This is a genomic window from Microcoleus sp. N9_A2, from assembly GCF_036701775.1.
Lineage (GTDB): Bacteria > Cyanobacteriota > Cyanobacteriia > Cyanobacteriales > Microcoleaceae > Microcoleus.
Window position 1 is genome coordinate 21,931 of sequence record NZ_JAUBRH010000055.1, and the last position, 25,048, is coordinate 46,978.

Annotated in this window: 18 protein-coding genes and 1 pseudogene; 11 read left to right on the plus strand and 8 right to left on the minus strand. The window is 46.3% G+C overall.

Annotation, left to right across the window (positions count from 1 at the left end):
* The first annotated feature begins 213 nt into the window (after positions 1–213).
* The 3 genes from QUA44_RS24120 (at position 214) to QUA44_RS24130 (ending at position 3,590) form a co-directional block, all read left to right on the plus strand.
* A complete protein-coding gene (locus QUA44_RS24120) occupies positions 214–1,278 on the plus strand; it encodes a hypothetical protein (RefSeq protein ID WP_333255056.1) in 1,065 nt (354 codons plus the stop codon).
* Positions 1,279–1,790: 512 nt separating this feature from the next.
* Entirely contained in the window at positions 1,791–2,564 is a 774-nt protein-coding gene (locus tag QUA44_RS24125; protein ID WP_333255058.1) for an ABC transporter permease, read from the plus strand.
* Between the two features lie 126 nt (positions 2,565–2,690).
* On the plus strand, positions 2,691–3,590 hold the full coding sequence (locus QUA44_RS24130) for an ABC transporter ATP-binding protein (protein WP_333255061.1): 900 nt from the start codon (positions 2,691–2,693) through the stop codon (positions 3,588–3,590).
* A 144-nt stretch (positions 3,591–3,734) separates the two neighbouring features.
* Here QUA44_RS24130 and QUA44_RS24135 read toward each other — a convergent pair whose 3' ends face one another.
* Positions 3,735–4,718: a GNAT family N-acetyltransferase gene (locus QUA44_RS24135; RefSeq protein WP_333255063.1), complete on the minus strand. Its 984-nt coding sequence runs from the start codon at positions 4,716–4,718 to the stop codon at positions 3,735–3,737.
* A 753-nt stretch (positions 4,719–5,471) separates the two neighbouring features.
* Between QUA44_RS24135 and pap the strand changes: the two genes are divergently transcribed.
* The gene (gene pap, locus QUA44_RS24140) at positions 5,472–6,959 is read left to right on the plus strand and encodes a polyphosphate:AMP phosphotransferase (protein ID WP_333255066.1); all 1,488 of its coding nucleotides are present in this window, start codon (positions 5,472–5,474) and stop codon (positions 6,957–6,959) included.
* 272 nt (positions 6,960–7,231) lie between these two features.
* Positions 7,232–8,302, plus strand: a complete 1,071-nt coding sequence (locus QUA44_RS24145; protein ID WP_333255068.1) for a YdcF family protein — start codon at positions 7,232–7,234, stop codon at positions 8,300–8,302.
* Here the strand turns inward: QUA44_RS24145 and QUA44_RS24150 are convergent.
* On the minus strand, positions 8,299–8,640 hold the full coding sequence (locus QUA44_RS24150) for a hypothetical protein (RefSeq protein ID WP_333255069.1): 342 nt from the start codon (positions 8,638–8,640) through the stop codon (positions 8,299–8,301). The genes QUA44_RS24145 and QUA44_RS24150 overlap by 4 nt on opposite strands.
* 575 nt (positions 8,641–9,215) lie before the next feature.
* On the opposite strand from QUA44_RS24150, the gene glsA reads away from it, so the two are divergent.
* Entirely contained in the window at positions 9,216–10,142 is a 927-nt protein-coding gene (gene glsA, locus QUA44_RS24155; protein ID WP_333255070.1) for a glutaminase A, read from the plus strand.
* A gap of 234 nt (positions 10,143–10,376) precedes the next feature.
* On the opposite strand, the gene QUA44_RS24160 is transcribed toward glsA, so the two are convergent.
* The 3 genes from QUA44_RS24160 to QUA44_RS24170 form a co-directional block, all read right to left on the minus strand.
* The gene (locus tag QUA44_RS24160; protein WP_333255072.1) at positions 10,377–12,191 is read right to left on the minus strand and encodes an adenylate/guanylate cyclase domain-containing protein; all 1,815 of its coding nucleotides are present in this window, start codon (positions 12,189–12,191) and stop codon (positions 10,377–10,379) included.
* Between the two features lie 234 nt (positions 12,192–12,425).
* Positions 12,426–13,532 carry a FecR domain-containing protein gene (locus tag QUA44_RS24165; protein ID WP_333255074.1) on the minus strand — a complete coding sequence of 369 codons (1,107 nt, stop codon included), beginning with the start codon at positions 13,530–13,532 and terminating at the stop codon, positions 12,426–12,428.
* A gap of 225 nt (positions 13,533–13,757) precedes the next feature.
* Positions 13,758–14,102 carry a hypothetical protein gene (locus QUA44_RS24170; RefSeq protein WP_333255076.1) on the minus strand — a complete coding sequence of 115 codons (345 nt, stop codon included), beginning with the start codon at positions 14,100–14,102 and terminating at the stop codon, positions 13,758–13,760.
* Positions 14,103–14,202: 100 nt separating this feature from the next.
* Here QUA44_RS24170 and petP point away from each other — a divergent pair, with 100 nt between their 5' ends.
* From petP to QUA44_RS24195, 5 genes are all read left to right on the plus strand, one after another.
* The gene (gene petP, locus QUA44_RS24175; RefSeq protein WP_333255078.1) at positions 14,203–14,403 is read left to right on the plus strand and encodes a cytochrome b6f subunit PetP; all 201 of its coding nucleotides are present in this window, start codon (positions 14,203–14,205) and stop codon (positions 14,401–14,403) included.
* A 246-nt stretch (positions 14,404–14,649) separates the two neighbouring features.
* Positions 14,650–15,744 (plus strand): Get3/ArsA fold putative tail anchor-mediating ATPase NosAFP, encoded by a 1,095-nt coding sequence (locus tag QUA44_RS24180; RefSeq protein ID WP_333255080.1) that lies wholly within the window; start codon positions 14,650–14,652, stop codon positions 15,742–15,744.
* Positions 15,745–15,904: 160 nt separating this feature from the next.
* A complete protein-coding gene (locus QUA44_RS24185) occupies positions 15,905–18,856 on the plus strand; it encodes a CHAT domain-containing tetratricopeptide repeat protein (protein ID WP_333309974.1) in 2,952 nt (983 codons plus the stop codon).
* Positions 18,857–18,876: 20 nt separating this feature from the next.
* Positions 18,877–19,557, plus strand: a complete 681-nt coding sequence (locus tag QUA44_RS24190) for a hypothetical protein (protein WP_333255084.1) — start codon at positions 18,877–18,879, stop codon at positions 19,555–19,557.
* On the plus strand, positions 19,547–19,954 hold the full coding sequence (locus QUA44_RS24195) for a HEPN domain-containing protein (RefSeq protein ID WP_333255086.1): 408 nt from the start codon (positions 19,547–19,549) through the stop codon (positions 19,952–19,954). The genes QUA44_RS24190 and QUA44_RS24195 overlap by 11 nt, the downstream gene beginning before the upstream one ends.
* Positions 19,955–20,047: 93 nt before the next feature.
* Here the strand turns inward: QUA44_RS24195 and QUA44_RS24200 are convergent, their stop codons facing one another.
* From QUA44_RS24200 to QUA44_RS24210, 3 genes and pseudogenes are all read right to left on the minus strand, one after another.
* The gene (locus QUA44_RS24200; RefSeq protein ID WP_333255090.1) at positions 20,048–22,108 is read right to left on the minus strand and encodes an elongation factor G; all 2,061 of its coding nucleotides are present in this window, start codon (positions 22,106–22,108) and stop codon (positions 20,048–20,050) included.
* A gap of 297 nt (positions 22,109–22,405) precedes the next feature.
* Positions 22,406–24,319 carry a heavy metal translocating P-type ATPase gene (locus tag QUA44_RS24205; protein ID WP_333255088.1) on the minus strand — a complete coding sequence of 638 codons (1,914 nt, stop codon included), beginning with the start codon at positions 24,317–24,319 and terminating at the stop codon, positions 22,406–22,408.
* 212 nt (positions 24,320–24,531) lie between these two features.
* Positions 24,532–25,048, minus strand: a pseudogene (locus QUA44_RS24210) (RNA-guided endonuclease InsQ/TnpB family protein); the annotation flags it as partial.

The following is a 25,048-nucleotide window of genomic DNA, read 5'->3' on the forward strand; positions in this document are numbered from 1 at the left end:
TTACCAGGCGGGTGCTCGCCAGCTCCAAGTTCCCAAGCTAAACCATTAAACAGGCATATTTTTGTTAAGCCAGTGTGGTTGGGAAAGTACCGACTGATAACATTAGCGAGACCAAATTAACCCGATTATTCTGAGGCTATTTATGAGCAAAATATTTGTTTTAAATTTCAACAAAATTGCTCTAGACCCGATCGCACTTGAGGAGGACATCTAGTGTCAAACTTAGTTCAACGTTTAGAAATAACCGCTCATCCGCAACTTGAAAAATCCCTCGGCTATCGAGGAGATAGTCGCTGGGTAGCTTGGCGCTGGGAACCCGACATCGACCAACTTATTTCCAGCGACGGCAAAACAGTCGGCACTGGCAATAATATGGCTTGGCTGGTGTTTTTGCAGCACGATTTAGTCGATCCTGCGGTACAAGAGTACAACCTCGGCGAGGGCGATCGCTACTGGCTGCTTTTAGACACCGAAACTAGAAATCTCTACGTCGGCGAAGGGAAAATAGTTCAGAATCTGCTCGAACAGCCGGAAAGTTTAGGTTTATTGGCCTGTCTCGATGGCGGGAATGCCGATCGACAAACTGGTGAAACTTGGCAGCAAACCCTATCTCAACTAACAGCCAAACCAGTTGTTCGCAACCTCACAACTGCCCTTCCTTTCGGTATCGCGGCCGCTTTGATAGGTGCTTTGGGCATCGGAACCGGATTGTGGGTAGTGCCAGCCGTGCAGCAGAAAATCGCCGAAAAAGCGGCTTTTATTTCCCCAATTAGTTCTGCAGCCAACTGCGGGCTTGGCGGTTCCGACGATTTTTCAGCTTATATCGGTTCCTCAAGCGGAAACAAAGAACTTCATGTAATAGGCGTTTATGAAGCCAATGCGGATCACGGGAATCGAGATTTATCAAAAAGTGCGTTAGCGAAGCCCTCGCAGAGGATCGAAATCAAAGTAGAACGCCGAAACAAGCCCATAATTCTCGCACTTTCAGCCTATGAACCCGTGCAATGGAACATTACCGCAGAACCGGGCGCAATTATCGAAAAAATCATCGTTAACGGATACCACAACCAAACTGTTTCAGGAGTTTTGGGAATTCCGGTAGAAGAGCACAGCTACGAAGAAACGGGAGACTCTCTCGGCGACTTTATCTACAAATGGGGTGCTACCGCTGAAAGTAGCAATACTTCTTCCCTCGTGACTAAATTGGAACAGAGAAATCGCACAAGTTTAACTTCTTTTCAAGGATGCTACAGAGGTACAAACTTTAGTATTAATTGAATTCAGCGACAGACGCCGACAAATTATACCATTTGCGATTTTTGGTTTGCGATTTGTGATTGGGAATGACTGATTCGATATCGTTTTGGGTCGCGGCCCTACAGTTCCATTAGACAAGATTAGACTTCTTTCATAAATCTTTGATTGATAGAGCAACCGCAGATTAAAAGCAGATAAACACCGATTAACGCAGATGCTTTTCCTGAATAGTTTATGACTTTGGCAATCTTGTCTATTGCAAAAATAGCTATGGCGGATATGTGGCCCATCCCACAAAAATCATTTTTTCTTGTGGGGTGTCCCGCCTGCACCAAAATTTGATTAAAAGAACTTTTGCAATGCAAGTCTATTCTTCTTTTAAACTGGTATTAAAATCTATCTTGCTAAAATCATAAAACCCGCGTCTGCGGGTTTTTGATTGAGAGTTAAACTTATTTGTATTTCTATGGTATGATATCCGGTGGCGTCATTACCAATTCCCAATTCTCACAATACTAATTAATAGATTTCTTATGAAATACTGGTACGAAACGCTTGCAGTAGCACAGCGAATTTTAATTGAATTGGGGAGGCGGCGACGCAGCTTAGTCTTGTGGAGTATTTTTCCAGTTTCTATCTTGCTAATTAACGGTTTAATTTTAAAAGAACGCGCGAATCTCACCACAGCAAAAGCCTTTGAAACTGCTGCACCTGCAAGCTTAGTAGGAGCAGCTTTATTTTTTAGCTGTCTCGGTGGTAGCGTAGCAACAGTAGTAGCAGAGCGAGAACAGCATACCCTCAAACGCTTGTTTATTTCCCCGCTGAGCGGCACTTCCTACTTTTTAGGAATTTTCCTGGCTCATAGTTGCATTGGCATCGGTCAGGTAATTTTAGTATATGCGATCGCCTCTTGTTTAGGAGCACAATTTCAAGGCTCTATCCTGCTAGGATGTGCGATTATTCTGCTCAGTATTGTATCTTATGTAGGTGTAGGCTTTATTCTTGGCACGCAGTTTGCGAGGCGCACCGAAGATGTCAACTCCCTAGTAGCAGCTTTCGGCGTTCCTTTGTTAATTTTAGGAGGCGCATTTTTGCCGACTTCGCTGTTTCCCAAAAGTCTGCTGGAACTCGCCCAGTACAATCCAATTTATCACATGAACGAAGCGCTGATGGGCGTGTGGGCTGAGGGCAAAGATTTGGCTGATATTGCCGGACACTTTTGGTATTTATTCATATTTTCTATTGCCATGATTGCAGGTGGATGGCTTTCTTATCGCAGGATGCTGAGAGTAGAAAGAAGACTTTAAAACTGATCTCATTATGTCGTAATTATTCATCTCTCTCTTCTCTGACTCAGCGCCCTCTGCGCTCTCTGCGGTTTAATCGTTCAAAAACAACCGTAAATATATAAAATAATACGGAGAATTAAAGCAGTGCTGCAAATAGAAAAGCTAAATAAGTCCTATGGCGAGCGTTCAGTGCTTAAAGATTTAACACTGCACATTCAAGCTGGAGAAATTTACGGTTTGCTCGGGCCAAACGGGGCGGGAAAAACTACAACTATCAATATTTTATGTAATTTGCTAAATGCCGACAGCGGCAAAGTTTCTATTAATGGCGAACCTGTTTCCGAAGCTACAAAATTGTTAATAGGGGTAGCGCCCCAAGAAAATTTGCTTTACAAAAGCCTTAGCTGCGAGGAAAACCTCAACTTTTTTGCTCAAATTTACGGCTTAGAGCGCAAACAGCGCCGCTATCAAGTAAGACACTGTTTGAAAGCAGTAAATTTGACAGATAGAGCTACCAGCCCAGTAGAAACTTTGAGCGGAGGAATGCAGCGGCGTTTGAATATTGCGGTAGCATTGGTACACCAGCCTAAATTAGTAATTTTAGATGAACCGACAACGGGTTTAGATATTGAGGCTCGCTATGAAATTTGGGAGTTAATTCAGCGCTTGCAATCGGAAGGAATTACAATTTTGCTAACAACTCACTTGTTGGATGAAGCTGAGCGTCTTTGTCAGAAAATCGGGATTCTTAAAAATGGCAGTATTGTAGCTGAAGGTAGTTTAGAAGAGTTGCAAAAACTGATTCCGGCTCAAGAAATTATCGTGGTAAAAACCGACGCAGAAGCTGAAGTCATCGCCCGCGCTAAACAATACAGTTTCATCCCCCGCCGCTACGGTAGCGATTTAGCTTTTTGGCTGCCGGAACGTTTAGAATTAAAAGAGATTATTTTGCTGTTCGACGGGATTTCTATTGACTCAATTGCTCGGTATCCGGTGCGTTTAGAACATATTTATGTTGAGGTGACGAAACAAAGCGAACAATGATATAGTGCGAGCGTCTCGCTTCTTGCGAACAGGCAAGATGCCTGTTCCACAATAAACTTAATGTCTTGTGGAACAGGCATCTTGCCTATTCTTGAAAAACTTATTGCCAATGGTGCCAGATGTGATATCTAACCGGATTTGATATTACACAGTCTTAGCCCACTCTATCCAAGTTTCTATCGGGCGGAAACCGACTGATTTGTAAAGCTTTGTAGCGCCTGTCAAACTGTCAGCATCGACGCTGAGTTTAGCTGTGTTTGCGCCCGCCGCTTTTAAGGAGTGCATACCAGCTAAAAGCATCGCTTTTCCTAAACCCATTTTCCGAAAGTCGCGCCGCGTACCCAACAATTCAATCCAACCGTCTTTTGTGCTGCTGCGGGCGTTTTTTTGGGGTTTGATTTGACAGTCGCAGAAAGCTGCAAATTTGCGTGAAGCGAAGCTATCCCGCAGGGAATCGCCCGCAACAGCAATTAAGTCTAATTCCGGCCGATAATTGGCGTCTTGCATCCAGTAGCGCACTGTTTCCGCAGTTAAATCGTGGTGATTCCAGTGATCGATAAATGACTGGTTGAACATTTCTACCCAAGGTTGGATGTCGTGTTCTCCGGATACGTGAGTCAGAGCAAAATCTGCGGGGAATTCGGGTGTGGGAATCGGTTCGGCGAGCGATCGGGCCATTGTCCAAAAATAGCGATCGACCTCAAAGCCCTGTTTTTCTAACAGTCGCATCTCATCGGTTTTGTCCTCCCGGCTGTAGGTACGCAATTTTGCCGGCAAATTCCGTTCTTTCGCGACTTCGCGCAGTCGATTTTCGCCCCATCTGATGATATCTTTTTCCAAACCTGCGCCACGGACATTTGGATGCACGTAAAACCAGAGACAAGCCTCTATTTCCTCTGGAGAATCGGGCATATCTAGGAGTGCTAAACCGATCAGTTTGTAGTTACCATCTTCCCACAACTGCACGTCGCGGGCTTGGTCGAGTTTGGGTGCATCAAGTATTAGCTTGAGTTCAGTTGCTGATACTTCTTCGCCGAGTCTATCCACTGCTTCGCAAGCGTCGATCAAATTTGCGATCGCGCACCAGTCAATTTCGCCCTTGTAGGAGCGGGTTGTTAAGATATTCATAAAAAACTTGCAATCCGTAATTTCGGACTGTTCCTCTTAAGTAGTATTGGCAAACAAGTACAGTAATTCAGACATTTTGGACAAACGTCAGTAACAGGCAAGATGCCTGTTCCACAAGAAATAAATACTCTTGTGGGGCGGGCAAGCGAGCCCGCATCTAAACTGTTTTTAGTATTTGATAATGGTGTCGATAAAACTCAGAAACCTGTTTATATCACCCAGGCTTTCAGGTTTTATCTCATAGCGCAATCATAAAAATTGGTTTGCCTTTTTGGGCTAGTTTTGTATGTGAGTCTCAGACTGGAGGAGCGCCCAATGTTCGCAAGCAGCTTCCTCCAATTTATCAAGGCTGGTGCTTGACTAACTGTTGTTTAAATAAATTTGATGAAGCTAAGTAAAGAAGTTGTCACCCCCACTGGGTAGTTGGTTTTTACTTTTGCTCTGTCTTACAATAAATCCTGTTTCAGGGATTTGTTGCTCCTCCTGTTAACTCGCCCGCTTGGGGGAGGGGAGAAGTTGAACCTATTAAAAAGTTGCCTAGTTCAACTATAACCGCTGCGTTTCTTTTTTGCAAGTTTGATGTAATAGAAGTTCTGTTACTATTAACGGGAGCCTGGATTCGGCAGAAGCACCGCGCTTTTAACCGGCCGTAACTGTAGTTTTTATAACGTTTTTTCCGGGCTTTGGGATTTAATTTTATCCAAACGTTAAACTAACGTTAAACTGTTTTTTACAGATTAATATGAGGTAAATATGCTCGACAACCTCGATTTAGATATTTCCCTGGATAAAGAAACCTATGATGCCAAGATAGAAATTTTAATGAAACAGTTGCGATCGCTCCAACTGGCCTGCTGGGAAAAAAAATTGCCCGCAATCATCGTCCTCGAAGGCTGGGCGGCCGCCGGTAAAGGCGCGCTGGTCAAAAAAATGGTGGGGTACATGGACCCGCGGGGGTTTGCCGTCCACCCGATTTGGCCGCCGTCAGATGCAGAAATGGGCTATCCTTTCCTCTGGCGGTTTTGGCAGAAACTCCCCGCCCGCGGCAAAATTGGTTTTTTCTACCACAGTTGGTACACTCACATTTTAGAAGACCGATTGTTCGATCGAGTCTCCGACGCAGAAGTACCGACAGTTATCCGGCAAATCAACGCCTTCGAGCGGCAGATGGTAGATGACGGCGCGGCAATTGCCAAATTTTGGATTCACCTGAGCAAAAAAGAACTCAAGCATCGGCTCAAAAAACTAGAAGACGACACCTTACAAGCTTGGCGAGTGCGGCCCGAAGACTGGAAACAAGCCAAAAAATACGAAGAATACACAACTTTGGCAGAAGAAATGGTAGCCCAAACCGGCACGGGCCCCGCACCTTGGACGCTAGTAGAAGGCGATTGTCAACGCTGGGCGAGAGTCAAAGTTTTAACGCAAATGGCAGCGACAATTACAGAAGCCTTAGACAGACTGCCGATGCAATCTGCACCTGTGAAATTGCCGCCTCAAGAAAGCTTGCAACCCACCGAACCAGACTTGCTGGCCCAAGTAGATTTAACTCAATCGCTGTCGCCCGACGAATACAAACAGCAACTTCGCGAGGAACAAACCCGTTTTGGGAAACTGCAACAAAGCATCTACGAAGAGGAAATCCCCGTATTAGTGCTGTTTGAAGGTTGGGACGCCGCCGGTAAAGGAGGAGCAATCAAACGTTTGACGGACATCCTAGACCCCCGCAGTTACACCGTCAATGCCTTTGCTGCGCCGACGGACGAAGAAAAAGCTCACCACTACCTCTGGCGGTTCTGGCGGGAGTTGCCGACTGCTGGTAAAATCAGCATTTACGATCGCAGTTGGTATGGTAGAGTGCTCGTCGAGCGAGTCGAAGAATTTGCCACCGAACTCGAATGGCGTCGAGCTTACCAGGAAATCAACGAATTTGAGGAGCAACTCACCAGTTTCGGTTGTATCTTAGTTAAATTCTGGCTGCACATCAGTCCCGACGAGGAACTAAAGCGGTTTACAGACCGACAAAACAATTCATTTAAACAATACAAACTCACCGAGGAAGATTGGCGAAATCGGGAAAAGTGGAATTATTATGAAGTGGCGGTGAATCAAATGATTCAGCGCACCAGCACGCCGGCTGCTCCCTGGACGCTAATTGCGGCCGATAACAAGTATTATGCTCGTGTTAAAGTAATTCAAACGGTAACGCAGGCAATTCGGAATCAACTGAAGCGCCGATAAATTGGGATTGCTGAATCGGTAACAGGTAATGAGGAAAAAAAGCAGGCGACAGAAAGCAGACTTGAATTGCCAATTTCACCTGCGGCGTGCTCGATTCATTACCAATTATCAATCAACCATTACCAGTTATCAATGACCAATTAACTGTCAGCAATCGGTGACTGGAAGTAGCGGGCTTGCCGCCTGCAACCAATGGTTGATAGCTGACCGGAAGCGAGCATTAGGGTAAATGCGATCGGACTGCGTTATTCGCGAAAGTTAAAAACCCACCGATGCCCGTATTTCCTACCGCAGTTAAATTAGCGCTCGTTTCCAAAACTTCTGTACTAATTTATGAAGACACAGAATATTGCAAGATGCCAGAACTTTTAGCTCGCATTCTATTTCTATTCCTCCTGTTCTCACTGATCAAATCGTGGTGGGATCAATCAGGAGGCAAAGACAATCCGTTAATAGACCGGCTGCGCGTTTTGCTGCTGATCAGCCTTTTGTTCCTGGCTTTTTTCGCGCCAGACACGCCAGTCGGAGCAGCGATTTTCGGCCTCATAGCCTTCTTCTTTAAGCCGCTGGGTTTTTCGATCACCCTGCTGGTGATTGCATCGGCGCTGATCACCAACGGGGGCATCCGCAACCCGGCACCGAGAATGATCCTGGCAGCACTGCTAGTTTTGATCCTTTCGAGTATGCCAGTTGTCGCTTACTGGTTCGCCGATCAAGCTGAACGGGATGCCGCGGCTCGCACAGTTTGCTGCGACGAAACAGCAGCGGCGATCGTCCTCCTCGGCAAGGGAACCACTAACGGCCACACCGCCAACCAAGAAGGGATTCAAATGGCAGACACAGGCAATCGCCTGCCCTACGCTGCCGTTTTGTACAAAAAACAATTAGCACCTTTGGTGATTGTTACCGCCGGGCCCAGAGCAGATTTACAGAATTATACTGGCGAAGCAAAGGATATCGAGACTTTGCTGGCAAGCAACATGGGCGTGCCGCGTAACAGTATCGTTCTCGACGATAACGGCCGCAACATACGCACCAGCGCCGAGGAAGTGAGAAAGATCCTCGACAGCCGCGGCGTTGGGCGTAAAGTAATCCTGGTCACATCTGCGATTCAGATGCGCCGTGCCAGCCTAGCTTTTGCAAATATGGGCATCCAAGTAATTCCCAGAGCTACCGACTTCTACACTTACCAGCCCGTGTCAGGAGGGAAATCCAGATTCCGCTTAGACGCGGGAGATTTTTTGCCTAGTGCAGAAGCTTTGGTAACTACGACGCGAGTATTCGATGAATATTTCGGGTCTTTCTATTACTATTTGCGCGGCTGGCAGGCTCCCAGGGCTTAAAGTGGCGAGTTGCTGGTGTTTTTCTTAGGCAACAGCGACTGCTCCCCAGATTGGTTTAACATCTGATGAGAAGAAGACCTTTGTGGGGAGCTGTATTTTCTCATTCCGGCGGGGTCGCCGACAATTAAGTTTGCCATGACTACAAACAATACCCAAAAGATAACTGGCTCCCACTCGGATTTTTTGGGCTTTGCTTCTGGGGTTGTGACAGATTCGACGTTGACTTTGATATCTAGTTTGCCTTCAATTTCTTTGCCTTTGAGAACTCCGTCGCTGCACATACCCTTAAAAGTCAGGGGAGCTGGTTTCGGTGCTTCTGCTTTCACTTCATCTGCCATTTTTTTATCCTGGTTTTGGTGAATCCGGTTGGATAGTACATTCTTAAAGGTTCGGGGGTTTTCCGGACAGGATTTGGCGAACTCTGAAAGAATTAAGTTAAATATGCACCCCGCCCCTTACTGGGGCTTAAACATCAGAATCTGAAGGCATTTCAAGCTAGTGCTTGTTTGTTCTGGCTAGCAGCGTTCCCTTGAAGCTGCTACTTACCTATCTGGGTGAAGGGGAGAGTTTTATGCAAAGTACAGGTTTTTTATGAAAAATTTATTTGCTCCCAGCGGGCCGAAACGTCAATAGACCTCTTGCATAAGTCCTTTTAATCAAATTTTCGGACGATGCTCAGAGCAACGTCCCACAAGAAAAAAAAATTGTGGGACGATGCTCAGAGCAACGTCCTAATTATTTTTGTAAGAGGTCTAATAGCCTGAAGTTCTAGCTTGGTTTATCTCCCCGAAGAAGCCCAGTTTCTTCCCGCAGCGGGTTCAAGTGACGCAATTCTGTTAATAAAGGGGGTTTCTGGCACAATATCGCGCCAGGAATGCCAATCTAAAATTTAAAATAATCTAAATAATCGATCGTGAAAATATCCACCAGCAAACTATGTTGCCTGCAACCCGAACAATTGGCAGATTGGGCAAAAGAGGCAATAAATCGCAGTAAATCCGGTCAAATTCCCGCGTATATACCTCTCCTTGCACAAGCAGACAGACAAGGCTTTGCCGTGCAAGTGCGGGCAATTGACGGTCAAATTTTGAGCTGGGGTAGCATTGCTCAAACATTCCCGATGATGAGTGTAGTCAAGCCGTTTGTACTGCTTTATTTGCTGTGCGAGTTGGGCGAAAAAGCGGTTTTTGATTGCGTGGGCTGCGATCCTTCGGAAATGGCTTTTAATTCCTTAACTCAACTGGAAATAGATAAAGGGAAGCCGAGAAATCCGATGATTAATAGCGGGGCGATCGCCCTAGCGTCTTTGATTCCCGGTGAAAATGCTGTGGCGCGCTGTCAAAACTTGCGAACTTGGCTAAATCAACAGGCAAACAGTCAGTTATTTGTTGACGAGTTAATGCTCGATTCAGTGAAGGAAAACCCGAATCAAAATAATTGGAATCTCGCCTTAAGAATGGTAGAATCCGGTTATATTCAAAATGCGGAAATTGCTTTAGAAACCTATAATCGCGTCTGCTGTTTGTCGGGAAATGTGGAGGATTTAGCTAAGCTGGGGATGGTTTTGGTAAATAGTGGCGATCGCGAAATCTGGGAAAACTGCCGCACTGTCAAAGCACTGATGGCAACTTGCGGTTTGTATGAAGCATCCGGTCGCTTTGCGGTGCGGGTGGGACTGCCTGCCAAGTCGGGAGTTAGCGGGGCAATGCTTTCGGTAATTCCGGGCCAGGGTGCGATCGCATCTTACAGTCCGCCCTTGAATAAAGAGGGAAATTCTGTCGGCGGCTTATTTCTGTTGGAACAAATAGCTAAATTTCTGCGGCTGAGCGTATTTGATTAGATTGGGAATTGGGCATGGGGGAATTGGGAATTGGTAATTTGGCTAATCAATTGTCAGGTAATCGGTAGACAAGAGTGCCTAAATTTTTGAGCGATCGGCAAACCGCAGATTAAGGTGGATTAACACAGATTAACGCCGATGACCAATGCCCACCCTTCGACTTCGCGAGCGGGCAAGATGCCCAATGCCCAATGCCCACCCTTCGACTTCGCGAGCGGGCAAGATGCCCAATGATTAATGCTTTTCGCCCAAAATAGCATAAACCACAGTCTCTTCTTTTTTGCCGCGCAATTGAATCGATCCTACTTTTTGGCCTTCGTAGCGATCGCGCACGTAAGCAAAAGTCCTCGCCGTCACCAACAAATTAAAAGGACTGTCAGAAACAATTTCCTTATTCATCGCCTCCAATCTAGCAGCAACATTGACAGCATCGCCGATCACAGAATAATTCAAACGCCGGGAACCGCCCACGCTACCAGCAACTAACTGTCCGGTATGCAAACCAATGCCAAACTTAATTAAAGGTTTACGTTCACTTCTAAGCTGCTGGTTAATTTCGTGCAACCGTTCGTGCATGGCAATACAAGCCGCAACAGCATTCAAAGCATCTTGTTGAATTTCTGCATATTTGGTATGGCAAAAAGGCACCCCAAAAACTGCCATAATTGCATCACCGATGTATTTATCTACAACGCCGCCGTGATCCATAATACAGTTAGTCATCGCTTCCAAATAATTGTTCAACCAGGTGAGTAAATCTCGCGGCGGCATTTTTTCTGAAATCGAAGTAAAACTGCGAATATCCATAAACAGCACCGTTGCTGTAAGTTCTTGAGGTTCGAGTTCTCCCTGTTCAAATATCTCCGCTTTACGTTCCCAAATAAGCTGAGCTGTCTCTGGAGCGACGTGCTTTTCAAATAACCTCATCAACTGCTGCTTTTCGTACTGTTCCCGCAGTTGCAAAGCAGTGCCAGATAAAATGAGGGTGCCGATAGGTGCGGCAATCGGAACCCACCAAAAAAATAAGCCAAATAACAAAGCAGCCGCCGCAATCCAAATTATAGGCAAACCGAGAGCGATCGCAATTCTCTCTTTAACACCTCGGTTGCACAGAACCGAAGTGGTAAGCGGGCCAATCCCCAACAATAACAAAATTTCTAGCAGTATTGGCAGCCGCTGCAGCAAGCGTTGATTGAGCAAATTGTCAATCAACGCTGCATATAAATAAACCCCAGCCGTAGTCTTGTTGAGAGGTGAAGATATGGGGTCGAAACCGGTAGCAACTATGCCGACTAAAACTAACTTATTGGTCAGAACATCTGCGGGAATTCTACCTTCTACGACATCAACAAAAGCATAGGTAGGTAGATTTTCTGTTTTCCCTGGCCAGTTAACCCAGACTTTTTTTCCCTGCTTATTTTTTGACTGTGGGAGCAATACTGGATCTTGGGGATTAGCAGCATTGTACCTGTGAGTCATTACTAAACCGAAATTAGGAATCCCGTTGAGAAAGATTTTTGATTCGCGGGTAATACCGTCGCTATCGGCTTCTTGGCTGATGTGGCCGACACCTGCGGCGGCTGCTTTTAAAGATGCTACGGGTTCTTCTTTGATGGTTCTAGGGAGTACAACTTTGCCGTTGGTGGCAATTGCAGCGGCTAAAATATCATCTTTCGGACTTGGATCGAGGAAAAGAATGTCAAAACCAACGGCTGTGGGGGGGGATTTTTTCAGTGCTTCTAGCAGTTGGGCGTAGCGGTTGCGAGGCCAAGGAAATTTACCGTATTCCTGCAAGCTTTGGGGTTCGATCGCAATTACCGTAATTCTGTCATCCCACCCCTGATTTGGCAAAATTCCCGATTCTCGAATTTGAAATAGGGTTTTGTATCCCAAATATTCCAGGGGTTTCCACATTCCAAATTGCAGCATGGTTACAGACATTATACCTACTACTGCTCCTGTCATCCAGGGAGGATTTGTGGTTATATATTGCCGGATGCCGATCAGTTGATTTTGTTTGAGATGCTCGATCCATTCTTTGAACTTCATGCAATTAATTTGACGCAATAATTGACATCCGAGTCCGACCTTCGAGAGGAGTGCGAGTCATGAAGTTTTACAATACCGTAAGGGCGAAGCGTTGGCGCAAAAATTATTGATTTTGACTACCGACATTCACCCCAAAATGCTTCGCCCCTCCAGGAAATAATCAACCCAAATAAAACTTACGATCTACTTACGTCCTCAGAGACTGCCCGCGCACTTTACTTTTAGATAGGTTGTTTAGGGAACTGCGAGGCTGTAATGCCGTTCTGTGATTGACGGGCCTCGCACTACGATTTTGAGGCGGCGACTTGGAGGTAAAATTCCTTGGATTTTGAAGTTGCCCTTTCGATCGATCTTAATCTCTTCGTTGTTGACATAAATTATGTTGATCGGGTTAATTTGACCGCTGAGGCTATAAATATTGCCGCTGAGTCTCAACAACCTGCGGACTTTGAGTTTAGCTAGGCGAGGGCTGGCTGAGGGCGCCACGGGCGAGGTTTGAGGGAAAATTGTCGTGGCGTTGCCGCTGTTGACAACTACTTCTGAGTCGGTGCTGCCAGATACTACGACTGCACCTTCAATAGTTTCGACTGCGGTTTTGCCGTCGCCGACGCTGACGCCAAAGGAGGTGCCGCGGACTCCGGCAACGCCTTCTGGGGTTTCAACCCTGACTGGGGCGGTTCTGGCAGAACTTTTTCGTTGGGCAATTTGACTGGATTTGCCGAGTCCGCTGAAGGTATTGAGGGCGGCTATTTGGTTCGGCGGGATAATTGTTGAGGTGTTGGCTGCGGGAGTTGTTGCAGCAGTTTTGCCGATCGACAACCTGACTCGCCCCCTGCTGACAAAAATCGCTGTGTCTTTTTCGCCGCCTGCACTGCTTGACAAATTGGATATTCTGACTGCGGTTTTTTCGGCAACTTCCACGATGCCGGCGTTGTTGTCGATGCCTAAACGGGCTGTGGAATCGGGGCCAGTGATGATTTCGTCTCCGGGGGCGAGTAACCGATCGCCCACAACCGCCGGCCGCCCTTTAAAGGTGACTGTACCGCGAATTTCTTTGATTTCGAGCGATCGTCCGGCCGCTGTTCCCTGAGCGTTTATCGTCTCTGCTGGGGATGGATTCGCCGCCACAGTTGCCGGATTTTTGGGAGATTTTGAGGCTGTTGGCAGTGCTGGCGGTCGATCAACTGAGATAATTTTAGTAGCGTTCGACGGCTGTGTGGGGGATGGAGAGAGCGGACTGGCGATCGTCCCACGAAAGGGCGACAGACAGGCGAACATAGCTAAGGACAAACTTAGGAGCGGAATTTTGGTCGATCGCCCACACGTAAAAATTTTATTCATTATTTCAATTTTGTCATATTGAAGTTTGTAGACTTCATTTCCTCTAGCAGGCGCCCCAAATCCGGAAATCGTTCCATTTTTTCTGCCGTAAAACAGCAGCAAAAATAAACTTTATCAGCCTGAAAGTTTACCATTAAAACTTCTTTTTTTGGTCAGATTTTAGTAAACTGTTACAACATGGCACTTTACTAAAATCTGACCTTCGGGAAATTTGGCCAACCAGACTCAAAGTCCTTTACAGCATGAAAATTCGCCGTTGTCAACGTCAGAGAGGGCAGATTTATATATAGCAAACATAAAATTAATTACTGCTTTTGAATGCTTTTTGGCTTCTGCCTGAAGGATGACTAATTGGGGAGAAATCCTGTAGTTGTGGCAATTAATAAAAAGATTCTTTTTGCGAATCAATAAAAAATAATTATCTAAGTGGTGAACAGCCTCTGCCAGTGGAGCTTGCCCCTGTGGAACCTGATGAAGCAAACCCAAGCGAATCATGGTAGACGATCGACCAACTCCGACTAGAATACCGTTTTTTAGGGAAAGTTGGTCGAAATTTCGAGGGAAAATCATAGCGAGCGATCGGCCCGCTGGTGTTGCTGTTCCGAAGTAGACGCCAAACTGTAAAATGGACGCTTGTATATAGGTTTTGTAGAGCAGGAGAACAATTTCAGTGGCAATAGAAGTAGGTCAGAGAGTGAAGGTGCGCCGTCTCAGAGATCGGATACCTGCAAATATGGTGGGGATGATAAAGAAGAATCCAGTAGGCACTGTGGACGGATTCAGAATGGTTGACGGTAGCGGAGTAGGCGTGGTTGTCAAGTTTGACGGTTTTGCGACTTGGTTCTTTGAAGATGAGCTAGAACCCGTTTAACAGAAGGAAGAAGGAAGGAAGAAGGAAGTTCGGCAACGGATTCTGTAACGGATGTAACGGATGTAACGGATGTAACGGATGTCAGTCCGATGGAAGAAGGAAGAGGAAAAATTTTCCCAATTCTTCCCCTCTCCCACTCTCCCACTCGCCGACTCTCCTCTTCCTCCACTCTCCTCTTCCTCCCCCACTCTGGCTGAAGGTTGCGCTTAAATGTTAAAGAGTAAGCTTTGGCAGTGAGAACAGAAAATGGCTTTGATTTTGACATTTTTGGGCAAAGGCGGCACTGGCCGCAGCACGATCGCGATCGCAACAGCTAAAAAATACGCGGCTCAAGGCAAGCGAGTTCTGCTGCTCGGTCAAGATCCGGGCCCTGCATTGGGCATCCTGCTAGGGGCTCCCCTGACTCTCAACCCCCAGGAAATCGCCCCCAACCTCAAAGCAGTTCAGGTGCAAAGCGCGCCGCTGCTAGAACGCAGGTGGGACGAAGTTAAACAACTAGAAGCTCAATATGTCCGTACTCCGTTTTTCAAGCAGATTTACGGCCAAGAATTAGGGGTGTTACCGGGAATGGACAGCGCGCTGGCGTTGAACGAACTTCGGGAATACGAGGACAGCAAACAATACGATGTAATTGTTTATGACGGCAATGGTGGCATGGATACGCTGCGGATGCTGGGAATGCCGGAAATTGTGAGTTGGTATATCCGCAGGTTCCGTCAAGCTTTGGTAGATTCGGATTTGGGGAAAGCGCTTTCACCTTTTATTCAACCGGTTGTCAGTACCGTGTTGACTGTGGATTTGTCGGGAGACAATGCTTTTCAATCTACTAAGCAAGTCGATAATCTTTTGGATAAGGGTAAGGAAGCGCTGGCAGATCCGAACCGCACGGCCGCTTTTTTGGTGACAACTGGGGATGCAAGTGCGATCGCAACTGCCCGCTATCTTTGGGGAAGTTCTCAACAAGTTGGTTTGACTGTGGGCGGTGTCATTGTTAATCAAGCATCGGTTACAGAAGCTATTACTGCCGAGTTTGATCCTTTGACGGCTGTTTCGGTTCCGGCGCACAGTGACAATAATTGGCAGCCACTAATTGATGCTTTGCCAGATTTTTCTCAGGCGGCAAAAGCTCCTCAACCCATTAACATCAACATTGCACAGCGTCAAGTTAGTTTGTTTTTGCCTGGGTTTGACAAGAAAGAAATTAAATTGATTCAATCGGGGCCGGAAGTGACGATCGAAGCGGGCGATCAGCGGCGCAATATTTTGCTGCCTCCGGCACTAACTGGCAAGTCTGTTACTGGTGCTAAGTTCCTGAATGGTTACTTAATCATTTCTTTTTAGGGTAAGAAACAAAATCGTTTCTAGTAAGGACTAAAGTCCTTAGTTTCCCAAAAATTATGTGGGGTAGAGAGACGGCAATGCCGTATCCTCCGCAGCCAAAATCAGGACACGGCAGTGCCGTTTCCCTACAATTAATCGAGGGTAGGGAGACGGCATTGCCGTGTCCTCCGTTGTTTATGTTACAATCTCCAACAACACATCACCCACCCAGCCAATGTTCCGACAAATTTGGCAAAGCATCCTCAATCTGTGGCGGCAAATTCAGCGGTGCTTCCGCAAACAACCTGCACCCCCAGCGCCAAAGCCAACTCCGATTCGCTCTTTTGGGGAATACGAACAGAAATTCATGGCACTGTTAGAGGGTGTTGAACAAGGCTGGAGTCGGGGCGAAATTAAAGGCTTTTTAATCGGCTGCAAAATCAAAGATGCTGAGTGGGAAAACTGGCTGCAAGAATTTGGAGAAAGGTTGCTGGTATCCCCGGAAACTCATTTAGAGTTGGGTGGGCGAATGGTGCGGCTGGGTGAGATGAATTGCGGGAAAATCAGTGAGGTTGCTGGCAATATCGGCAGGCAATTGTTGGCTGGGGAGAGTTTGAATCGGAAGAATGAGGAAGGGCGATCGGTTATAAGTGAAAATACAGATAATTCATCCGCTGCTAACCAAGGCGACTCAACGTCGCAGTCAGAATCTATACGAAGAGAAGTCAGTCAAGAGGTAGAAGAATTATATAATCAAGGACGAAAATTTTATTATGCAGGAGATTTAGAAGGGGCGATCGCAGCCTTCGAGAAAGCCTTAGAAATTGACCCCAAATTCCACGATGCCTGGAACAACCTGGTCGTTACCTGGAACAAACGGGGCAATATCCTAAAGAATTTGGGCCGATACACAGAGGCGGAAGCAGCCTACAATAAAGCCTTAGAAATTGACCCCAAATTCCACTTTGCCTGGAACAACCTGGGCTGCACCCTAAATGATTTGGGCCGCAACACAGAGGCGATGGGAGCCTACAAGACAGCCTTAAAATTTGACCCCAAATTTCACTTGGCCTGGAACGGGCTGGGCAATGCCCTAAGTTATTTGGGCCGATACACAGAGGCGGAAGCAGCCTACAATAAAGCCTTAGAAATTGACCCCGAAGACCACGAGGCGTGGAACGGGCTGGGCACTACCCTAAATGATTTAGGCCGCTACAGTGAGGCGGAAGCAGCCTTCAACCAAGCCTTAGAAATTGGTCGCAAATTCCACGATGCCTGGAACGGGCTGGGCAATGCCCTAAGAGGTTTGGAGCGCAACAAAAAGGCGATCGCAGCCTTCGACAAAGCTTTAGAAATTACAGCCAATCAATACTGGGAAGCTTGGGGCAATCGAGGTTGGGCATTTTTCAACTCCGGCGGCTACCTGGAAGCCATTCAAAACTGGGATGAAGGCTTACAGAAATATCTCCCCAGCAACCGCGACTATCGCCTCGTTTGTGGCAGATTGCACCAGCAAAAAGGCCGGGTACACTACGAACACGGCAAAGAAATAGCCACTTATTTTGAATCTTTCCACAAAGCCAAAGCCAGCTACGAACAAGCCCGCGAATTCTTGAAATCACCCCTCATCCCAGAAACTTATTTAGAAGTATTGCAAGACTTAATTACCGTCTGTCGCAGCTTGGGAGATCCCAAAGCCAGCGAGTACCTTAACGAAGCTACTATCCTGCTAGAACAATTAATTTTAGACGATGAAACTCACCCCGAAATAAAACTGCGACTCAAGCGCAAATTTGCCGGACTTTACCAGTTAGAAGTCGATACCCTCGTCGAGTCTGGCGACAAGGTAAATGCACTGGAAAAAGCCGAAGCAAGGAAAAACTTTTGCCTGCAATGGATGCGCGCAGGTTGGCAAAACCGCACCGATAGCCCGACTTATCCCCAAATCCGAGATTTACTGGCAAACAACACCGAAACGGGGATAATTTACTGGCATCTCAGCCCAGTTTCCCTGACTGCTTTTATCATTAGCCTAGAAAAGTTTGAAGTTATTTCCACACCTCTGTGCGACTTATTCCCAAAGGACAACAGTCAGAGTTTAGAAAAATGGCTGAAAAACTGGAAAACCAACTATCAAAATTACGGCAAAACTACCAGCAAACAGCAAAACAAAGAATCCCATCCCTGGCGCGAGTCAATGACAGCGCAATTGCAAAAACTCGCTGACATCCTCAAAATTCCCGAAATTTGTACGCACCTCACCAATATCGAACATTTAATATTAATTCCCCACCGCGACTTGCACCTGCTGCCACTGCACTTTTTATTCTCCGATAATCTTTTTACTATCACTTATCTGCCCAGCATCCAAGTTGGGATAGACAGACTAGACAGAAAACCCTCACCTTCAATGTCTCTGCTGTTGGTAGAAAGCCCAGATCCATTACTTTTTGCTGAAATAGAAGCGCCCGCGATCGCGAATTTTCACCTTAATTGCAATACCATCCCCAGTTCACAAGCTACCACAGATAATCTTAAAGAAGCTCTGCAACAAGCTGCTGATATATTCCATTTTACAGGTCACGCCTACCACAACACAAAACAGCCGTCCCAGTCAGCGTTAATCCTGAAAAACAAACAGCCCCTAACTTCACAAGAAATCGCCAAATTCGATTTGAAAAGCTATTATCTAGTCTGCCTTTCCGCTTGCGAAACTGGCATAACAGGAAAAGAAGAACTGATAGATGAATTTGTCGGTTTAGCCAGCAGCTTTTTAGCTGCGGGTGCTGTTTACGCCCTCAGCACTCTTTGGATAGTTGATGAGATATCTAGCGCTTTAATGATGATTCGATTCAATCAAATTCTCAACGAACAGCGTTGCCAAAATAAGTTGCATCCGGCCATAGCCCTCAAAGAAGCGCAAAAATGGCTCCGAACTATTACTTACAGCGAACTATCCGACTGGTATCTGGAATTGTCTGAAATAACGTACAATTCCAGTTGCAATCAAGATTTGAGAGACGAAGCTAACCTAATCCGCAGAAATAATGCTAAAATGGAGTCTGATGAACCGCCTTATGCCGCTCTCTATCACTGGGCAGGTTTCACGATTACTGGTAAAGTTAATCCCTAACTTCCCAACCATCGACTATTATGAAAGCAACAGATATTATTCGGCTACAAGCCATTGGCGCTACTTTAGCTCAACTAGATTCATCTATTCAACTTGGCGAGTTGGAAGATAGTATCATAAGTTCTGCGATATTGGCTTTTGAAAAATTAGCCGAACAAAACAACACTCTGAACGAAATTTACACAAGAGAACGCCTCGACTTAAAAGAGCAGTACCAAGCAAAATCAAAAGACAAACGCTACAACGAGACAAGTGACAGTATTTACAGCACCGATACTGCAAATTTAACCCCTTCCTTTCCTCAGCGGCCTGAAGAAATGGAAAATCCCTCTGAAATAGCTAAAGCCTTTGACAATTTAATTGCATCTTTTAATAAAATCAAAAGCCTGTACGCGGTTGAAAACCCCCTAGAAAGTTTTCAAATCATCATGGAACAAGAAGCGATCGCGCCTTTGATTCTGGAAGCTTACGATCGCATTCGAGCGCTATTTCCTACGGCAAGATTAGGCTTGGAAGTGAAAACCGATCCAGAAATTGCCAACTGGCGATCGCTGTGGATTACCATTTACACCAAACTCGAAGTCGATGAAGCTTTTGCAAAGTTAAACATCCTTGATGATAGTTGGTGGCTCGAAGCTAAAATAGCTGCCCCCAAAAATGATTTACATATTAGCCTTGAATGGGAGCCAAATGAGATTTGATTGGTCTGAATATTTGAATTTAGCTCAAGAGTTAGCAGCCACGAATAGTGACAGTTCAGCTAACAGGGAAGCCAAGTTGCGATCGGCGATAAGTAGAGCATACTATTCGACATTTTGCCTAGCGCGAAATTACTTGCGCGACATTGAAAAAGACCCCAGACTTTTTCGTAAGAATCGCGATATCAACGAACATCAATATGTAGCAGAAGAATTTATATACCACCCAACTAAAAAGAAAAACCTGGTCAAAATAGGTGAAAATTTAAGCAGATTGAGAGAACTTAGGAATAAAGCTGATTATGAAGATACTATATTTATTAACTTACAAAAAGAAGCGAGAAATGCGCTAGTGCTAGCTGAGAATATTATTTCAGCGTTAAGTAACTTAACTGAATAATCCGACAAATGGGAATTGAACCCAATAAACTTTAAGGGCAACTCGTGCAAAAACCCGGTTTCTTCAAGAAACCGGGTTTTTTAAGACAATTACCTAACTTTTACCGTTACCATTCCCATTGCCGGCAGTTGTTAGCAAAACCCGCTTAGCTAAAGGTTCCGGCACTTCTTGCAATCGATCGAACTCCCAATGAAAAAATCCGACACCCATTGTCTGCGATCGCAATTCTACGATCAAATCCTGCATTTCGGCGATCGGCAAATAAGCCGAAACTGCATCCCATCCCTTCCAGTCTGGTTTACCTTCGTAGCCGAGAATTTGGCCGCGGTGTCCGCTGACTAATTGCAACACCTTTGATGTACACTCGTTCGGAGCGCAAATTTCCACTTTGGCGATCGGCTCTAGCAAAGCCGGTTCGCACTTCGCCATTCCTTCCTGCATCGCCAAACGCGCTGCTTGCTTAAAAGCTTGTTCGGAACTGTCAACCGAATGGTAAGAACCATTTGTCAGCGTCACCGATACATCTACCACCGGGAAACCCAGCGGGCCGCGATCCAAATACTCGCGCACTCCCACTTCCACGCCGGGAATGTACTGTTTGGGTACGACTCCGCCAACTATTTTGTCGCTGAAATTGAAACCTTCTCCGCGAGGCTGCGGTGCGATGTCGAGATACACGTCGCCAAACTGTCCGTGTCCGCCGCTTTGGTGTTTGTAACGCCCGTGGATGGAAGATGCGGTTTTGCGGATAGTTTCTTTGTAGGGTACTTGCGGTAAGTGAGTTACCATCGGCAAATTATACTTGCGGCGCAATCGGTCTAAAGCTACTTTCAGGTGGATTTTGCCTTGACCCCAAAGTATAATTTCGTGGGTGTCTCCGTGCTGTTCCCAGACTAAAGATGGGTCTTCTTCGAGCAATTTAGCTAAAGCGGAGCTCAGCTTAACTTCATCGTTGCGCTTTTCGGGGACGATCGCCAGTGCGTAGACAGGGGAGATGATTTCGGCTTTTGGCAATAATTCCTCCGATCCCAACACATCGCCTGTTTTCAAGCCTTCTAGCCTTCCCAAAGCCACAATTTCCCCGGCGCTGACAGACTGCAAACTTTGCGTTTGCTGGCCGGTCAAGCGGTACAAACCGTTAACTCGAACCCCGTTCAAAATTGCTCCGTCTGCCATCGTCCCCCGCCACATTCTCACTAACGATAGTTTGCCTCCCTGCGGTGTGTAATAGGTTTTGAGGATTTGAGCCAGAACTTTGTTTTCACTTTGTATAATGCTGCGGCGATCGGCTGTAGTTTCCGGTGTGGGCGCTTCCCTCAGCAAAGCTTCCAGCAGAGGCCGCACGCCGAAATCTTGTTCGGCGATACCGATGAATACGGGCACAATTAAATCTGCGCCTAATTCCATCTTTAAATCGCGGGTAATTTCTTCAACGTCGGGATTGATTTCTTCGAGCAATTCTTCGAGTAAATGGTCGTCAAAATTCGCCAATTCTTCGAGCATTTCCTGCCGCGCTGCGCTTTCTTGTGCTTTGAGGTGTTCTGGAAGCGGGACGGGATCTGCGGCGGCGCCCGGATGGTAGTGGTAAGCTTGTTCGGTTACTAAGTCGATAAAACCGATGATTTGTTCGTTTTTGCCGATCGGATATTGGTGAGGTACGATCGGTCTGCTGGAAACGGATTTGAGCGCGTCGAGCACGTCGGTGAAGTTGCTGCCGCAAGTAGTTTCGTCTGTGCAAGCGCGATCGATCTTGTTGATGAAAACTAAGTGGGGAATTTCCCAATCATCGAGGAATTTAAACAGGGGTGCGAGGGTTAAAGTGCGATCGGCAACGGGTTCGCAAACAATTATCGCCGCATCCACACCAATCAGCGCATTGTAAGTTTCTTGGGCAAATTCTACCGAGCCCGGACAGTCGAGAAATGTGAAGCGGACGCCTTCATATTCAGCGGTGGCGGCGTTTACTTCTACGCTCATTTGGCGATCGCGCGCTTCCGGCGAACTATCACCTATTGTGTTGCCATCTTTGACGTTTCCTTTGCGGGTAATTGTCCCTGTCACCGATAGCAAACTTTCGAGCAGTGCGGTTTTACCGCTTAAATAAGGGCCAACAATTGCAACGTTCCGCGTGGCCCCAAGGACTTTTTCGTTCATATTGCCTCCAACAGAAAACTTGTTTTCCATTGCTCTTGGTGCAATCAGTTCTATACCATTTTCTAGACTTTTTCTAGGTTAATTTTTATTGCATTTTCGAGCAACTTCAGGTTTTGGTATGATTTAATACTTTTGACCCTAACGTGTTTTGAGTAACAAAACACAAATTGTAGTTTTTCTTAATATTTGGAATTTTTAACCGCAGAGAACGCAGAGAACGCAGAGGAAGAGAAGAGAGAGACTAATAATTCTGATGAAGAGCGGATTTGATATCACTCTTCCTCTGTCTCGATTTGTCTAATTTCTAAGGAGTCGCAAACCGCTTAATGTGACTATTACTGTAGAGCCTTCGTGACCGATGACGCCGAAAGGCATGGTGATATTTCCGAAAAAATTAGCCGCCAATAACAGCACAATGCAACTGAGTGCAAAAACAATGTTTTGTTTGACCACATTTTGAGCGCGGCGGCCCAAACTAATTGCTTTACCTAGTTGTTCTAATTTATCTGCCATTAATACAATGTCAGCAGTTTCTAAAGCCACATCGCTGCCGGAAATTCCCATCGCAATTCCCACGGAAGCTTGGGCGAGGGCTGGTGCGTCGTTGATGCCGTCTCCTACCATTGCGACGGTTTGATACTGGGTTTGCAGCTTCTTAATTAGGTGCACTTTGTCTTCCGGCAAAAGTTCGGCGTACACTTCATTGATGCCTAATTGTCGGGCGATGTATTGAGCGGTTTGTTCGTTGTCGCCTGTCAGCATTATGATATGTTCTACGCCTAAATTTTGCAAGCGTTTTACTGTGGCTGCTGCTTCCGGGCGGACTGTATCTGCGACTGCAATGATGCCCAAAAGTTCATCGCCCTTTGCTACCCAAACAACTGTTTTTCCCTCTGCTTGCAATTGTTGGCTGATGTGAGTCAACTCCGAAGTTGCTCGCACAAAATCGGCTTTACCAATGGTAATCGTTTGATTGTTAACTTTGCCGACTATTCCGCGACCGATTTTTGCTTGTACGTCGATCGCACTTGACAACGGTAACTGTTGCTGCTGGGCGGCTTGGACAATTGCTTGGGCGATCGCGTGTTCGGAATGAGTTTCGAGGGCTGCAGCCAATTGCAGAACTTCTGTTTCAGTAGAGCCGGCTGCTGGTACAATTTTGACAACTTCAGGTTTTCCCGTGGTGAGAGTTCCGGTTTTGTCAAAGGCGATCGCCCGAACTTTACCAATTATCTCCAATTGCGCGCCGCTTTTAAACAAAATTCCCTGTTTCGCCCCGTTAGCCATACCCGAAAGCAGCGCCGGCATAATCGAAGCCATCAGCGCGCAGGGGGATGCGACTACTAGGAAAATCAGCGCCCGATAGATGGTATCTTCCCAATTCCAGTTTAAAATAAAAGGCGGCAAAATTGCCAACAACAAGCCTAAACCGACAATTAATTTAGCATAACCGCGCTCGAACTTTTCCACAAATTGCTGAGAAGGAGGCGCTTCTGTTTGTGCTTGTTGTACCAGCCGAATCACTCGCTGAATCAAACTGCTTTCGGGAGTTTTGTGAACTTCCAATTGTAGCGCGCCGGCACCGTTAATCGTACCTGCAAAGACTTCATCGCCAGCAACTTTTTCCACGGGCATCGATTCGCCCGTAATCGAGGCTTGATTGAGGGTGCTGTAGCCTTCAATAATTATCGCATCTGTAGGAATAATTTCTCCGGGCTTGACTAAAAGCCGATCGCCAATTGCCAATTTGTTGATCGCCACCAACCGTTCATCTCCATACATTATCACCCTAGCAGTATCCGCCGTCAAACTCATCAAACTGCGAATACTGCGTTCAGTCCGCTGCATCGCATAACCTTCCAGCGCGCCGCTAATAGCAAAAATTAAAATTAGCACCGCACCGTCAACAATTAAATGATATTCTTGCCGCCACAGCCCCAAACCAGCCGCGCCCAAAGCAGCAACCATCATCAACAAATCTACATCTAATTCATGTTCTTGAAAAAGCGTAGTCAAGCCTTCGCGGGTGCTGGAATAGCCGCCGATCACGTAAGCAGCGGGCAAAATTAACACCGCTAAGCCCAGCCAACCGACTTGTAGGGCGATCGAACCCAAAATTACCAGAATTCCGCACAGGGCGGCAGTCACAGCATCTGGATGTTCTTCGGCGAGGCGCGACAGGCGCGAGGTGGGGAGGGAATTGGGAGTCATGGGAAAATTTGACTTGGTAGAATGACTCCTGCATCATAAACATTGACATTAATGTCAATGTCAAGCTTTTTGTTTAAATTCCCTGCTGGTAGGGAAACGACACTGCCGTTTCCTGTATTTCGGGCGATCGCAAATCGCGATAAACTGTCGGTAAATCTGTTGACACTCCCCTGCTATCGAGGCGAGGGGATTCTTGGATCAACCAGTCGAACTTATCTCTGTTTTGTCGCCACCAGCGAGTAGAGATCGGTCTGTCCCCCAGCGTGAATTCCGGTGTGCCCCACCGTATTTAAATTGATTCCTGCACGGGCTTTCAAACCCTTTGCTAAAATATTTCTTCCAGCGTTGTGGTCGCGATCTAATATCGTTCCGCAACCGCAAATATGCGTTCGGGTTGACAAAGTTTTCTTAACAAGATTGCCACAGTTTGAGCATTCCTGAGATGTGTATTGTGGTGGAACAGCGATAACTGTTTTGCTGTACACTTTTCCAAAATACTCCAAATAATGATCAAGTTTGTGACCACGCAGCATCACTAATCGACTTAGCGAGTTTATGGTTTTTAACCATATTACGCACTTGAAGGTCTTCGTAGGCTACAAAATCGTTAGATTTCACTACGCCGGGTGTCGTCTTAATGGCGAAGTCTTTGCGCTGCCGACTAACCTTTAGGTGCTTTCTTCCTAACTTGTTGATTGCCTTTTTCCGGCTTTGGGAGCCTTTCTTTTT

What these genes read in the sequence shown, in the direction of transcription:
- QUA44_RS24150 (WP_333255069.1), bottom strand. Translation starts at nt 8,640, where the DNA reads ATGGCAGATGAAGTGAAAGCAGAAGCACCGAAACCAGCTCCCCTGACT.
- QUA44_RS24200 (WP_333255090.1), bottom strand. Translation starts at nt 22,108, where the DNA reads ATGAACGAAAAAGTCCTTGGGGCCACGCGGAACGTTGCAATTGTTGGC.
- QUA44_RS24165 (WP_333255074.1), bottom strand. Translation starts at nt 13,532, where the DNA reads ATGAATAAAATTTTTACGTGTGGGCGATCGACCAAAATTCCGCTCCTA.
- QUA44_RS24135 (WP_333255063.1), bottom strand. Translation starts at nt 4,718, where the DNA reads ATGAATATCTTAACAACCCGCTCCTACAAGGGCGAAATTGACTGGTGC.
- QUA44_RS24190 (WP_333255084.1), top strand. Translation starts at nt 18,877, where the DNA reads ATGAAAGCAACAGATATTATTCGGCTACAAGCCATTGGCGCTACTTTA.
- QUA44_RS24205 (WP_333255088.1), bottom strand. Translation starts at nt 24,319, where the DNA reads ATGACTCCCAATTCCCTCCCCACCTCGCGCCTGTCGCGCCTCGCCGAA.
- QUA44_RS24160 (WP_333255072.1), bottom strand. Translation starts at nt 12,191, where the DNA reads ATGAAGTTCAAAGAATGGATCGAGCATCTCAAACAAAATCAACTGATC.
- QUA44_RS24180 (WP_333255080.1), top strand. Translation starts at nt 14,650, where the DNA reads ATGGCTTTGATTTTGACATTTTTGGGCAAAGGCGGCACTGGCCGCAGC.
- QUA44_RS24145 (WP_333255068.1), top strand. Translation starts at nt 7,232, where the DNA reads ATGCCCGTATTTCCTACCGCAGTTAAATTAGCGCTCGTTTCCAAAACT.
- QUA44_RS24195 (WP_333255086.1), top strand. Translation starts at nt 19,547, where the DNA reads ATGAGATTTGATTGGTCTGAATATTTGAATTTAGCTCAAGAGTTAGCA.
- QUA44_RS24125 (WP_333255058.1), top strand. Translation starts at nt 1,791, where the DNA reads ATGAAATACTGGTACGAAACGCTTGCAGTAGCACAGCGAATTTTAATT.
- pap (WP_333255066.1), top strand. Translation starts at nt 5,472, where the DNA reads ATGCTCGACAACCTCGATTTAGATATTTCCCTGGATAAAGAAACCTAT.
- QUA44_RS24170 (WP_333255076.1), bottom strand. Translation starts at nt 14,102, where the DNA reads ATGATTTTCCCTCGAAATTTCGACCAACTTTCCCTAAAAAACGGTATT.